This window comes from Propioniciclava sp. MC1683 (assembly GCF_014164675.1).
GTDB lineage: Bacteria > Actinomycetota > Actinomycetes > Propionibacteriales > Propionibacteriaceae > Propioniciclava.
On record NZ_JACJFX010000001.1, the window covers coordinates 25,264 to 38,370 of the forward strand.

13 protein-coding genes are annotated in these 13,107 nt (G+C 71.2%); 5 read left to right on the forward strand and 8 right to left on the reverse strand.

Features of this window, described 5'->3' with window-relative positions; genetic code table 11:
• Window positions 1–3 precede the first annotated feature (3 nt).
• A complete protein-coding gene (locus tag H5397_RS00135) occupies window positions 4–1,014 on the reverse strand; it encodes an ABC transporter permease (RefSeq protein ID WP_182814288.1) in 1,011 nt (336 codons plus the stop codon).
• Between the two features lie 66 nt (window positions 1,015–1,080).
• Window positions 1,081–2,793, reverse strand: coding sequence for an ABC transporter substrate-binding protein (locus H5397_RS00140; RefSeq protein WP_182814289.1), 1,713 nt, complete (start codon window positions 2,791–2,793; stop codon window positions 1,081–1,083).
• Window positions 2,794–2,929: 136 nt separating this feature from the next.
• Here H5397_RS00140 and dcd point away from each other — a divergent pair, with 136 nt between their 5' ends.
• Window positions 2,930–3,508: a dCTP deaminase gene (gene dcd / locus H5397_RS00145; RefSeq protein ID WP_182814290.1), complete on the forward strand. Its 579-nt coding sequence runs from the start codon at window positions 2,930–2,932 to the stop codon at window positions 3,506–3,508.
• A 21-nt stretch (window positions 3,509–3,529) separates the two neighbouring features.
• Here the strand turns inward: dcd and H5397_RS00150 are convergent, their stop codons facing one another.
• Window positions 3,530–4,120, reverse strand: a complete 591-nt coding sequence (locus tag H5397_RS00150) for a TetR/AcrR family transcriptional regulator (protein WP_182814291.1) — start codon at window positions 4,118–4,120, stop codon at window positions 3,530–3,532.
• A gap of 18 nt (window positions 4,121–4,138) precedes the next feature.
• Entirely contained in the window at window positions 4,139–5,050 is a 912-nt protein-coding gene (locus H5397_RS00155; protein ID WP_182814292.1) for an aminoglycoside phosphotransferase family protein, read from the reverse strand.
• 82 nt (window positions 5,051–5,132) lie between these two features.
• On the opposite strand from H5397_RS00155, the gene H5397_RS00160 reads away from it, so the two are divergent.
• The 4 genes from H5397_RS00160 to H5397_RS00175 all read left to right on the forward strand — a co-directional run bounded on the left by H5397_RS00160 (window position 5,133) and on the right by H5397_RS00175 (window position 9,491).
• Window positions 5,133–5,753 (forward strand): bifunctional 4-hydroxy-2-oxoglutarate aldolase/2-dehydro-3-deoxy-phosphogluconate aldolase, encoded by a 621-nt coding sequence (locus H5397_RS00160; RefSeq protein WP_182814293.1) that lies wholly within the window; start codon window positions 5,133–5,135, stop codon window positions 5,751–5,753.
• Between the two features lie 118 nt (window positions 5,754–5,871).
• Window positions 5,872–6,900, forward strand: a complete 1,029-nt coding sequence (locus H5397_RS00165) for an SH3 domain-containing protein (RefSeq protein ID WP_182814294.1) — start codon at window positions 5,872–5,874, stop codon at window positions 6,898–6,900.
• A gap of 145 nt (window positions 6,901–7,045) precedes the next feature.
• Window positions 7,046–8,710, forward strand: a complete 1,665-nt coding sequence (gene pgi, locus H5397_RS00170; RefSeq protein ID WP_375539395.1) for a glucose-6-phosphate isomerase — start codon at window positions 7,046–7,048, stop codon at window positions 8,708–8,710.
• Window positions 8,711–8,813: 103 nt separating this feature from the next.
• Window positions 8,814–9,491, forward strand: coding sequence for a vancomycin high temperature exclusion protein (locus H5397_RS00175; RefSeq protein ID WP_182814295.1), 678 nt, complete (start codon window positions 8,814–8,816; stop codon window positions 9,489–9,491).
• On the opposite strand, the gene H5397_RS00180 is transcribed toward H5397_RS00175, so the two are convergent.
• The 4 genes from H5397_RS00180 to H5397_RS00195 are packed head-to-tail and all read right to left on the reverse strand — an operon-like array spanning window position 9,469 to window position 13,033.
• Window positions 9,469–10,059, reverse strand: coding sequence for an MFS transporter (locus H5397_RS00180; protein WP_182814296.1), 591 nt, complete (start codon window positions 10,057–10,059; stop codon window positions 9,469–9,471). The genes H5397_RS00175 and H5397_RS00180 overlap by 23 nt on opposite strands.
• A 23-nt stretch (window positions 10,060–10,082) precedes the next feature.
• On the reverse strand, window positions 10,083–10,688 hold the full coding sequence (locus H5397_RS00185; RefSeq protein WP_182814297.1) for a M20/M25/M40 family metallo-hydrolase: 606 nt from the start codon (window positions 10,686–10,688) through the stop codon (window positions 10,083–10,085).
• 57 nt (window positions 10,689–10,745) lie between these two features.
• Window positions 10,746–11,354, reverse strand: coding sequence for a hypothetical protein (locus tag H5397_RS00190; protein WP_182814298.1), 609 nt, complete (start codon window positions 11,352–11,354; stop codon window positions 10,746–10,748).
• The gene (locus H5397_RS00195; protein WP_182814299.1) at window positions 11,351–13,033 is read right to left on the reverse strand and encodes an AarF/ABC1/UbiB kinase family protein; all 1,683 of its coding nucleotides are present in this window, start codon (window positions 13,031–13,033) and stop codon (window positions 11,351–11,353) included. Before H5397_RS00195 ends, H5397_RS00190 begins: the two co-directional genes overlap by 4 nt.
• Window positions 13,034–13,107 lie beyond the last annotated feature (74 nt).

A 13,107-nucleotide genomic window follows, 5' to 3' on the forward strand; every position in this document is an offset into this window, starting at 1 on the left:
CCCTCACCGCACCCGGACGCGCGGGTCGATGGCCGCGTACGCGATGTCGACGACCATGTTGACGAGGATGTAGATGAGCGCGGCCATCATGATCAGCACCTGCAGCACCGCGTAGTCGCGGGTCTCGAAGCCGTAGGCCAGCGCGTGCCCGACGCCGCGGAAGGTGAACACGCGCTCGGTCAGGACGGCGCCCGCGAGCAGGGCGCCGGTCTGCAGGCCGATGGTGGTCACGACGGGGATCAGGGCGTTGCGCAGGACGTGCCGGCCGCGGATCGTCGCGGCCCGCAGGCCCTTGGCCTGGGCGGTTCGGACGTAGTCCTCGTCCAGCACCTCGAGCACGGAGGCGCGCGTGATGCGCAGGATCACCGCGAACGGGATCGAGCTCAGCGCGACCGCGGGGAGGATCAGGTGGCGCAGGGCGTCCCAGGCGGCGTCCCACTCGCGGGTCAGCAGTCCGTCGAGGACGTACATGCCGGTGATGTGGGTGGCGTTGATGCCGACGCTCTGGCGTCCGGACGGCGGCAGGATGCCCAACTGGATCGCGAACACGTACTTCAGCGCGAACGCCAGGAAGAACACGGGGACCGCGATGCCGACCAGGGAGAAGAGCACCGACCCGGTGTCGAGGAAGGTGCCGCGGCGGCGGGCGGCCAGGTAGCCCAGCGGGATGCCGAGCAGGATCGCCAGGGTCAGGGCGAAGAAGCTGAGCTCGATCGTCGCCGGGAACCGGGACAGGAAGATCTCGAGCGCGTCGCGTCCGGGAAGGACGCCGGTGGAGACCCCGAACTGGCCCTGCGCGGCCCGCTCGAGGAAGCGCAGGTACTGGATGAAGATCGGCTGGTCGAGGCCGAGCGCCTGCTCCAGTGCGGCACGGTCCTCGGGGGTGCTGCGCTCGCCGAGGAGCGCGGACACGGGGCCGCCCGGCAGCGAGCGCAGCCAGGCGAACAAGAGGAGGGACAGGACGAAGAGGGTCACGATGGCTTGGAGGAGCCGCCGGACGATGTATCTGCTCACAGGCTCACCAGGAGGAGGAGGCGAGGGCGGGGGCCGTGGGTGCGTGCACCCACGGCCCCCGGGACCTCACTCGGTGATCGTGACCGTGGAGAAGTCCTCCGCGGCCAGCGGGCTGGTCACCAGACCCTCCACGCCGGCGGCCACGACGATGGCCGGCGGGCTGTGGGAGATCGGGAGACCGGGCAGGTACTCCTCGGCGATCTTCTTGTTCAGGTCGGAGACCATCTGGTCGCGCTTGGCGGCGTCCGGCTCGGAGTCGGCGGCCACCAGGGCGTCGGTCAGCTCCTGCGCGAACGGGTAGTTCTTCGTCGCGAAGGCGTTGTCCTGCTTGGTGAAGAAGGTGCCGATGAAGTTGTCGGCCGAGTCGTAGTCACCGGTCCAGCCCAGCAGGAAGGCCGGGGCCTCACCCTGCTCGGTGCCGTCGAGGTAGCCACCGGTCCAGGGCTTGGCGACCGGGTTGATGGTGACGCCCACGGCCTCCCAGTCGGAGCGGATGGCCTCGTAGATGGACGCCGGGTCCGGCATGTACGGACGGGTCACCTCGGTGGGCTGCCAGAACTCGAGGGTCAGATCGGAGTGACCGGCCTCGGCCAGGAGGGCCTTGGCCTTCTCGGGGTCGTGCGGGTACGGCTGCAGCGAGGTGTTGTAGCCGGACACGGCCTTCGGGAAGAACTGGCTCGCGGCCTCGGCGCCCTCGGGCAGCTGCGACTGGACGAGCTGGTCACGGTTGATCGCGTACGACAGGGCCTGGCGGACGCGGACGTCCTTGAGGGCCTCGTTCTTGGTGGCGTTCAGGCCGACGTAGAGGATGTTGAACGCGGGGCGGATCTCCACCTTCGCGCCGCCGTCCTCGAGTGCCTTCCAGTCAACCGGGTTGGGCAGGTCGTAGCCGTGGATCGTGCCGGCCTGCAGCTCCTGGCGGCGGGTCGACTCGTCGGGGATCGTGCGGATGACCATCTTGGCCACGCCCGCCTTGGTGCCCCAGTAGTCCTCGTTGCGGTTCAGCGTGACCTCGCCGGCGGCGTCGTCGTAGCCACCGAAGGTGAACGCGCCGGTGCCGGTCGGGTGCTCGAGGGCGTAGGCGGGGTACGTGAAGCCGCTGCCCTGCGCCTGGACGTTGTTGGCGTCGTACTTCTCGTGGGCAGTCGGGCTCTGGATGGCGTACGCGCCGTGGGCGAGGATGTCGGGGAACTTCGAGGTGACGCGGGTGACCTTGACCGTGGCGGTCATGCCGTCGGCGGTGCAGGACTCGAACAGCGAGTCCTTGTCGGTCTGGTCGGCGAAGCCACCGAAGTTGTTGTTCCAGTAGTAGGTCACCGCGGAGCTCTGGGCGGCGCCGGTCTGGTTGTACCAGCGGTCGAAGTTCGCGCACACCGCCGCGGCGTCGAGGTCGGTGCCGTCGTGGAACGTGACGCCCTCGCGGATCTTGAACGTCCAGGTGAGGCCGTCCTCGGAGCCCTCGTAGGACTCGGCGAGGCCGGGGCCCGTCTTCGCCTCGCCGGGGAGGAAGTCGAGCAGCTGCTCGTAGATCTGGCGGGTGACGCGGAACGTCTCACCGTCGGAGGCGTAGAAGGGGTCGAACAGCTTGGGGGCGCCGGCGGCGCCGAAGATGAAGGTGGCGTCGGCATTGGCGTTGCCGGAGTCGGTGGGGGCGGCCGTGGCACCCGTGGTGCCTTGCGGGGCCGACGTCGTCGGGGTCCGCTGCGACTCCGCGCAGGCGGACAGGCCGACTGCGAGGGCCAGCGCGCCGGCGACGGCGACCAGCTTGCGGTTGGGCATCGGTGATGTCCTCTCGTTCGGGGGGCCGGCCCGGGTCCGGCCCAGCGATTGGGGTCAACCCAAGCAGAGCGGTTGAACAGTCCACCACCACCCACCCCATCTCGTGACCCAAATGAAACGCAGCTAGGCTCGGCCCGTGCTCCTGTCTGACCGCGACATCGCCGCCCAGATCGAGGCCGGACGCGTCCGGCTCGACCCCTACGACCCCGCGATGGTGCAGCCCTCCAGCGTCGACGTGCGCCTGGACCGCTACTTCCGGCTGTTCGACAACCACAAGTACCCGTTCATCGACCCCGCCGAGGAGCAGCCCGAGCTGACCCGCCTGGTTGAGGTCGACCCCGACGAGGCCTTCATCCTCCACCCGGGCGAGTTCGTGCTCGCCAGCACGCTGGAGCAGGTGAGCCTGCCCGACGACATCGCCGCGCGCGTCGAGGGCAAGTCCTCCCTGGGGCGCCTCGGCCTGCTGACCCACGCCACCGCCGGCTTCGTCGACCCCGGCTTCACCGGCCACGTCACCCTCGAGCTGAGCAACGTGGCGACCCTGCCGATCAAACTCTGGCCGGGCATGAAGATCGGCCAGCTGTGCTTCTTCCAGCTCAGCTCGCCGGCCGAGCACCCGTACGGCACGCAGCAGCGCGGTTCGCACTACCAGGGCCAGCGTGGTCCGACGGCCTCGCGCTCCTTCGAGAACTTCAGGCGGACGCCGCCGGCGTAGCCCGCGCCCTGCCAGGCCGGCTCAGCCGACGTCGACGGGGAGCAGGATGCGGCCGACGCTGTTGGACAGGTGGGCCTCGAAGAGGGCGTCGGTGTCGATCGACCCCTCGGGCCACACGTCCATCTCGAGCATGACGAAGCCGTGCGTGGTCGCCCAGAGTGACAGCGCCATCGTGTCGGCGTCGTGCGGGGCGAGCACCCCGGCGACCTGCAGGCGGTGCAGCATGCGGCGGATGGGCTCCACCATGGCCGCGCGCGGGGCGTAGTCGCTGCCCGACGGCCCCACGAACATCAGGCGGTACAGGCCTGGGTTGGCCCGGGCCCAGGCGCGGTAGAGGGCACCGGAGGCCTGCAGCGCCTCGATCGTGGGCTCGCCGTCGTCGGCGAGCTCGAACTGGGGGCGGAGGAAGTCCTCGCGGGCCACGCGGGCGACCTCGTCGATGAGGGCGTCCTTGCTGCCGAAGATCGAGTAGACGGCGTTGGTCGAGGTGTCGCACTCGGCCGCCAGGTCGCGCAGGGAGACGTCGTCGGGGTCCTGGGTGCGCAGGTGCTGCAACATCACCGCGACAAGGCGTTCACGCAGGTCGTCGGGATAGTTCTTGTGCCGCACCACGGGGCCGAGTATAGGAGGTCAGACGTCCTCGCGGCGGAGCTCGTCCAGCGCGTGGCGGCCGCTGGCGACCAGGCGGGGGAACTCGTCCGGGCGGGACAGCAGCACCAGCCCGAGGTGCAGCGCCCACGCGCGGGCGCGGACCCAGGTGGCGGCATCCACGGGGTGCCCTTCCTCGAGGCGCTCGGTGAACAGGCGGCGTCCGGTCGCGTCGAAGGTGAGCCACGCGGTCGCGAGGTCGCAGGCCGGGTCGCCGGCGGTCACGTCGCCCCAGTCGACGACGCCGGCGAGGCGGCCGTCGGCGCCGATCACGATGTTGTGCGGGTGGAGGTCGCCGTGGAGCCAGACGTCGACGCCGTCGAAGTCGGGGGCGTGGGACCAGGCCTCCCAGCGGGGGAGCAGGGCCTCCGCGAGTTCCGCGTGGCCGGAGCGCGCGAGGTCGGCCAGGCGGGAGCGCACGCGGGCGTCCGCGGCCCCGGTCGCCAGCGAGCCGCCGCGGAACGGGTTGACCGGCGCATGCGTCGGGGCCGGCACGTGCAGGGACCAGGTGAAGTCGGCCAAGTCCTCGGCGAGGGCCACGCGCTCGGCAGGCGGCACCGCGGCCGCCTCGCGCCCGGGGATGTACTCGACCACCGACCAGGGGTGGGGGAAGTGCGGGCTGGGGCCTCCGACCGCGACCGGCTGCGGCGTGGCCGTCGTGAGCTGAGGGCCCAGCTCGGGCAGCCAGCGGACCTCGTCGGCGTGCAGTTCGGCCGCCGCCTCGTGGCGCGGGAGCCGGACCACCATGCGTTCCCCGAGGCGGAAGGTGTGGTTGTCCCAGCCGTCGGCGAGGCGCTCCACGGGGAGCCCCACGAGGGCAGGGGCCTGTTCCGCGAGGAGGGTGCGGACCAGCCCCGCGGACGTGCCGGGGCCGGCGGTGGGTGCGATCGCCATGGCTCCATTGCAGGCCAGCGAGGCCCGCGAACTCCACTGGGATCGGGGAGTTGCCTTCCATTGCCTCCGGCATGATGGGCGCATGAGCCTCCTCGAAGCAGCCCTGCGCGGCCACCGCGTGGTCGTCGAGATCCCCCGCGACGGCGTGGAGGACTGGGTCGCCCTGGCCGAGGTGCTGCTGCAGGAGGGACTGGGCGCCTGGGTGCTCCCGCCCGAGTTGTTCCCGATCGCGCCCGAGGTGCTCTCCCTCTACGGGTTCCGCGCGCGCGTGGGCGCGTGCGGCGTGACGGACGCCGAGGGCGTCCGTCGGGCGGTCGAGGCCGGGCTGCACTTCGTGCTGTCCCCGGTGTCGGACCCCGACCTGGCCGCCGTCGCGGGGGACGTCCCGTTCCTGGGCGGGGCGCTGACCCCGGGCGAGGTCGCGGCCGCGACCCGGGGCGGGGCGGAGGTCGTCGCGATCGCGCCCGCCGACGCGCTCGGTACCGCCTACGCGCGGGCCCTGCCGCCGCTGTTCCCCGGGGTCGCGCTCGTGCCGTGGGGGCGCCTCGAGCGCTACCAGTGCGAGATGTGGCTGGCCGCCGGCGCCCGGGCCGTCGTGGTGGGCGACGTCGTGCTGCGCAACGACGGGTCGGGCGGGGCGAACTCGCCCGAGGAGGTCGGACGCCGCGCGGCCGCTTTCCGGCCGATCCTGGGCTCCTCCTGAGCGGTGCCATCACTTGCTGAGTGCCAACTGAACGGAACCTGAGGCCACAGAGTTTGACCCTGAGAAAATCTCAGCTAAATTGGTCCTCGTCCTCAGAGTCGCACCATCGGAGTACCAGATGTACCAGCCCCGCCGGATCGCGGAAGCCGCCTCGACCGAAGTCGATGGCGCCGCCGCCTTCGTGGTCCCCGCGCGTCGCGCTGCTCGGAGCCGCTCCGACATCCTGCGCACCCGTGTTGCGCCGACCGCCGTGTCCGTGGCCCTGCTGGCCGCGTCCGGTGCGTTCGCGCTCAACCTGCGTGCCGCCGACGAGACCGCCAGCGCCGTTCCCGCCCCCGTCCGCGAGGCCGACACGCTGAGCCGCGACGCGGCCCGTGAGCTGGTCTCGACCGAGGAGACCACCGACGAGGCCTCGGCCGCCGTCGAGGAGGCCCCGGCCGAGCCCGTGGCCACCGAGGGTGACGCCGCCTTCGTGGCCGGCCAGTGGGCCGCCGCCTTCGGCGCCCCCGCCGGCACCAAGTTCATCCAGTCCGACACCGTGGTGCGCGTCCAGGCCAACGGCGACTCCGAGTCGCTCGGTTCGGTCAAGGAGGGCGACAAGATCTCGGTGACCGACAAGGTCGAGGGCAACTTCCGCCAGGTCGCCTTCAACGGCAAGGTCGGCTGGGTGCTGGACGCCCGCCTCGGCGACAAGGCCCCGGCCAAGCCCGAGCCGAAGCCGGCGCCCAAGGCCAAGGCGTCCACGAAGACGAGCACCGCGAGCGAGTCCGACTCGAGCGCCGCGTACACCGGCTCCACCAGCTACTCCGGCAAGACCGTCCTGGGCCTCAAGCCCAAGGCGATGGTCGTCTACAACGCCGTTACCGCCCGCTGGTCCTTCAAGGCCATCGGTGGCTACCGCGCGACGAACAACCGCTCGAACCACGGCTCCGGCGGTGCGATCGACTTCATGACCTACTCCGACTCCGCCAAGGGCTGGGCCGTCGCCCGCTACCTCGCCGCCAACGCGGGTGCGTTCGACGTCGACCACATCATCTTCGAGCAGAAGATCTGGACGCCCTACAAGCCGTACTGGCGCCCGATGGCCGACCGTGGCTCGATCACCGCGAACCACTACGACCACGTGCACGTGTCCGTGAAGCTCTGACACCAGCGATTCCAAGAACCCAAGCCCTCGGCGCCCGCGCCGAGGGCTTGAGTTTTCTGCGCCGAGGGCTTGGGTTTCCCCGGTCCAGGGCTTGGGTTTGGGAGACCCCGCGCCGGGTGGCTGCCGGAGGCCTAGGCTGGCGTCCATGAGTGATGTCACCAAGACCGACGCCTGGGGCACGCTGACCCGGCTCAAGGAGAACTTCACCCCCGACCTGCGCGGCTGGTTCGAGGCTGACCCGAACCGCGCGAAGGCCTGGACGCGCACGGCGGGAGACCTGCACGTCGACCTGTCGAAGAACCTGATCGACGACGAGGTCTTGGACGCCCTGGTCGCTCTCGCCGACGAGGTCGACCTGGCCGGCAAGCGCGACGCGATGCTGTCCGGCGTCCACATCAACAACACCGAGGACCGGGCGGTCCTGCACACGGCGCTGCGGCGTCCGAGCACCGACCAGCTCACGGTCGACGGCCAGGACGTGGTCGCCGACGTCCACGCCACGCTCGAGAAGGTGTACGCGTGGGCCGACAAGGTCCGCTCGGGGGAGTGGAAGGGCGTCACCGGCCAGCCGATCAAGACCGTGGTCAACATCGGCATCGGCGGCTCCGACCTGGGCCCGGTCATGGTGTACGAGGCGCTCAAGGCCTACAAGCAGGACGGCCTGGAGTGCCGGTTCGTCTCCAACATCGACCCCAGCGACGTCTACGAGAAGACGGTCGACCTCGACCCGACGACCACACTGTTCATCGTGGCGTCCAAGACGTTCACCACGCTCGAGACCATCACCAACGCCAACATGGCGCGCACGTGGCTGCTCGAGGGGCTCGAGAAGGCCGGCGCGATCGACGGGTCGGACTCCTCGCGCACCGACGCGATCGCCAAGCACTTCGTCGCCGTGTCGACCGCCCTCGACAAGGTCGCGGACTTCGGCATCGACCCGGCCAACGCCTTCGGCTTCTGGGACTGGGTCGGTGGCCGCTACTCGGTCGACTCCGCGGTCGGCACCCCGATCGTGGTCGCCATCGGGCGTGAGAACTTCGAGGACTTCCTCGCCGGCTTCCACGCCATCGACACGCACTTCGCCGAGACGCCGTGGCGCGACAACGTGCCCGCGCTGATGGGCCTGCTCAACGTCTGGTACGTGAACTTCTTCAAGGCGCAGAGCCACGCGGTGCTGCCGTACGCGCAGTACCTGCACCGCTTCGCGGCGTACCTGCAGCAGCTGACGATGGAGTCCAACGGCAAGGGCGTGAAGGCCGACGGCACCCCGGTCACCACCGAGACCGGTGAGGTCTTCTGGGGCGAGCCGGGCACCAACGGCCAGCACGCCTTCTACCAGCTGATCCACCAGGGCACGCAGCTCATCCCGGCGGACTTCATCGCCGTGGCGACGCCGCACCGCGCCCTGACCGACGGCGGCCAGGACGTGCACGAACTGTTCCTGGCGAACTTCTTCGCCCAGACCAAGGCGCTGGCGTTCGGCAAGACCGCCGACGAGGTGCGCGCCGACGGCGTGGCCGAGGAGCTCGTGACCGCCAAGGTGTTCAAGGGCAACCGCCCGACGACGTCGATCATGGCCCCGTCCCTGACACCGTCGGTCGTCGGACAGCTGATCGCGCTGTACGAGCACATCACGTTCACCCAGGGCGTGGTGTGGGGCATCAACAGCTTCGACCAGTGGGGCGTCGAGCTGGGCAAGGTCCTCGCCAAGCAGATCACCCCGGCCATCGGCGGCGACGCCGAGGCCCTTGAGGCCCAGGACCCGTCCACCAAGGCCCTCATCGAGTACTACCGGGCGAACCGGGCCTGACGCCGTAGGGCGCGACACTCACCTTCGTCACGTTCGCGGGGGAAGAGATTCCCCCTCATCTGTGACGAAGGTGAGTGTCGTCCCGGAAGGTACGCTCGACCGGGTGACGACCAACCCCCGCCGCCGGCGTCCGGTGCTGCGCACGCTCAGCACCCTGCTGGTGCTGGCGGGCCTCGGTGCGGCGAGCGTCGCCGGCCCCACGCTGTGGACCCGGTTCGTGGCGCGCGACCGCAACCTCACCGCTGAACAGGCCCCGGCCCGCGACGTGGCGATCATCTTCGGCGCGGAGATGTACCCCTCGGGGCGCCCGTCGCCGTACCTGAAGGCGCGCCTCGACCTCGGCGCCGAGCTCTACGACGCCGGCAAGGCCCAGGTGCTCATCGTTTCGGGCGACAACGCCGCCGAGCACCACCACGAAACCACGAACATGAAGCGCTACCTCGTCAGCCGGGGCGTCCCGGCCGAGCGTGTCGTCGAGGACGAGCACGGCCTCGACACCTACGACACGTGCGTCCGCGCCCGCGAGGTGTTCGGCATCACCGAGGCGTTGCTGGTCAGCCAGCGCTACCACCTGCACCGTGCGGTCGCGACGTGCGAGGCCGTCGGGGTGGACGCCGTGGGCGTGGGTGACGTGTCGGTCAAGGCCACCAGCAAGCGCTGGGACGAGTTCGCCACCCGTGAGGTCGGCGCCAACCTCAAGATGGTCTGGGACGTCACGACCCGGCGGACCCCGAACCTCGAGGGCGATCCGGACGCCGTCAGGCGTGCGCTGGGCGCGTGAACGCGTCCTTGGGCACGCCCACCAGCAGCACCAGCGCGCAGATAGCGGCCGTCACCCCACACAGCGTCCACACGACGAGGTAACCCGACAGGGGAGCGGCCGTCTGCCCGGCCTCGACCGCAGCCGCGGAGACGCCCTGGAAGAGCGCCACCCCGAACACCGCCGACGCGATCGAGCCGCCGACGGTCTTGGTCGCGTTGGTCAGGCCGGTCGCCATGCCCGAGCGGGCTTCGGGCGCCGCAGCGGCCGCCGCCGACGGCAGCGCGGCCACCAACAAGCCTGAGCCCAAACCGGCGACCACCATGTTCGTCAGCGTCTGCACCAGCGTGTCGTGGAACGGCAGGAACAGCAGGTAGCCCACCGCCACGAAGGCCGCCGCCACGACGAGCGCCAGCCGCGGCGACAGCAGGCGCGACACCACCGGCAGCAGCAGCGCCCCGATCGCCAGGGACAACACGTAGGCGCCGATGATGTAGGACACCGTCCCGGCGGTGAGTCCCAGCCCGTAACCGACTGCAGAAGGGTCGGTGCGGGCGAACGTCGACAGCGGCACCTGCGCGCCGAGCACCGAGACGCCGAACAGGGTCGCGGTCAGTTGGACCGGCCACTGGGCGGGTCGGCGACGGCGACCATGGCTGCGGAGCGCCCCACGCCGGGCAGCACGCCCGCGTCCACGACCGCGCCGCCCTCGTCGAGCACGAGCCACGGCCGAACCCCACGCCCCCGCAGGAGCTCGGCCGCCTCCTGCGCGGTGGTGCCGGCGACCTCCTCGTTGTCGCCGAACAGCAGCCAGACGTCGCGCCGCGGCGCGAACCCGGCGGCCAGCAGGGCCTCGACCGCCTCCGCGACGACCAGCAGCATCCCCTTGTCGTCGAGCACGCCGCGCCCGATGAGCTTGCCGTCCACGACCCGCGCCTCGAACGGGTCGCCGCTCCAGTCCTGGCCGGTCACGGGCACCACGTCCTGGTGGGCCATGAGGACCAGCGCGTCGGCGTCCGGGTCGCTGCCGGGCCAGCGGAACAGCAGCCCGTGCGGCCCCACCCGCGTCAGCTCGCACCGCTCGTGCAGCAGCGGGTACAGCTCGGCGAGGGTGCGGTGCAGCGCCTCGAACGGGGTCGGCTCGGTGGCGGCGGGGTCGGGGGCCGCGACGGTCGGGTGGGCGACCAGCCGTGCGAGCCGGGCGGCGAGCGCGTCCATCGCGTCAGGGTAGGGGTCGGACGCCGCGGGCGCCAGAGGGCGCGTGGGCGGGTCGGCCTACCGGGTGGACCCGAAGCGGAAGGTCACCTTCGCGTCGGGGGAGACACCGAGGATGATGCCCCGGTAGAAGTTCTGGGCCTGGTCCTGGAGGAGGTCGCGGTTGGCGTCCACGTGCTCGCGCTTGGCGTCGTCGTCGAGCAACTCGGTGATGACGGCGGCCGTGTCGATCTCGGGGGTGACCCAGCTGAGGATGCCGTTGTTCTCCAGCGCGGTCTTGAACGAGACGTCGTCGTACCCGATGAACTCGAAGGCGGGGATGCTGACGAGGTACGTGTCCTCGCCGGTACGGGTGAGCACGGCGTCGGCGCCGTCGATGCCGAGCAGCGCGCGGTAGTTGTACTGGAGGAACTTGGTGCGGCCCGTGCCGGGGATGCGCTGGGCCAAGATCGTGCCCTGCGTGCTCTCCTCGGCGATGCCCTGGATGCCGAGGCTGACCAGGACCACCTCCTCCTGGCGCTCGATCGCCTGGATCACCTGGGTGTCGCGCGACTCCGTCACGGTGCCGACGGGCTTGGTCAAGGTCGGGAGGATGAACGCGAACACCACGGCGCCCCCGGCGACGAGGCCGACGACCAGGGCGAGGACGCCGGCGAGCCAGGGCCTCACGTGTGCACCGCCGAGTCGCGCCGCTGCTGGGACAAGCGGGCCAGCTTGGCGCTGCGCCGGTCGCTGAGCACGATCGACACCACCAGCGCGAGGCCGCCGATCGCGGCCAGCAGGAAGAACACCACGGCCAGCACCGGGTAGCCCAGGAAGAGCGGGCCGCCCGAGCCCGACCGCGTCATCAGGGCGGCCGCGATCGTGATGGCCGCCAGCACGATGCCGATCGTGAGCCGGTTGACCATGCGGTGGGCGTCGCGCATGACGCGGTCCTCGTCGATGGCCCTCACCCGCACCTCGAGCTCGCCGTCGGCCAGCGCCGAGACGATCTGGTTGGCCCGGCGGGGGAGGTTCTCGGCGAACTCCTTGGACTCCAGCGCCCCCACGGCCACGGTCGCCAGCGACGGCTTGGCCGAGGCGGCGAGCGCGCGCGGCAGGTGGTCGGCGATCGCGGCGGCCGGCACGAAGCCGGGGTCGAGGTGCTGGGCGCTCTGGTCGAGGTTCATCAGGGTCTTGCCGACCAGCGACATCTCGGCCGGCGGGCGCAGTCCGTGGTCGCCCGACAACCGGACGAGCTCGACCAGGATCGTGCCCGCCTGCAGGTCGGCGCCCAGCGAGAGGGTGCCCGAGACCAGGTGGGAGACCTCGTCGCGGAAGCTCGCGGCGTCGTAGTCCTCCAGTGGGTGGCCGAGCCCGGCGAGGGTGGCGGCCACGGACTCGCCGTCGGCCTCGGAGACCGCGAGCAGCAGCTTGATCAGCCGCGACTGCAGGCGCTTGGGGACGGTGGTGACCATGCCGAGGTCGATCAGGCCGATCTTCCCGTCGTCGGTGACGAGCAGGTTGCCCGGGTGCGGGTCGGCGTGCAGGAGGCCCTCGTCGAGCATCGTGCGCAGCATGAACCCGAACAGGGCGTCGGCCAGCGCGGGCCCGTCGATGTCCATGAGGCCGAGCGGGCCGACGTCGGTGACCTTCTTGCCGCTGATGCGGTCCATCGTCAGCACGCGCGAGGAGCTGAAGTCCCGGTAGGGCTTGGGGACCACGATGAGCGGTTCCCGGGCCGCGAGGCGTCCGAAGAGCTCGAGGTTGGCCGCCTCCTTGCGGTAGTCGAGCTCGTCGGCGAGCGTGCGCCGGAAGTGGGCGAGCATCGCCTGCGTGCCGACGCGGCGGCTGGCGCGGGTGCCGTCGACCAGCTTGGCGACCTGGTCGAGGGCCTCCATGTCGGCGCGCACCTGCTCCCGGACGCCCGGGCGCTGCACCTTCACCACCACGTCGCGCCCCGAGCGGGTCACCGCACGGTGCACCTGGCCGATGGACGCCGACGCCAGCGGCACCTCGTCGAACTCGCTGTACAGGTCGCGGGTGCGCGCGCCGAGGTCGGCCTCGATGGTCGCGTGGACGTCCTCGATCGCGAAGGGCTCGACCCCGTCCTGCAGGCGCTGCAGCGCCTCGGTGTAGGGGGCCGGCAGGAGGTCGTAGCGGGTCGACATCAGCTGGCCGAGCTTCACGAACGTGGCGCCCAGGCCCTCCAGATCGGTCGCGAGGCGCTCGGGCGAACCGGACGCCGGGTCGGCGACCGCCTCGTCCACCCCGAACGGGTCGGGCCCGCCGGTCGCCGTCAGCGCCGGTCCTGCATGGCGTGCGGCCACCATCAGGATGCTGGCCAGACGGGCGGTCGAGTGCGGCATGGTCCTCCTTCGCGAGTGCATCCAGCGTAGTCGCGCGGGTGCTCCGCGCGCGTGAACCGCCGACAGCCCGTGCT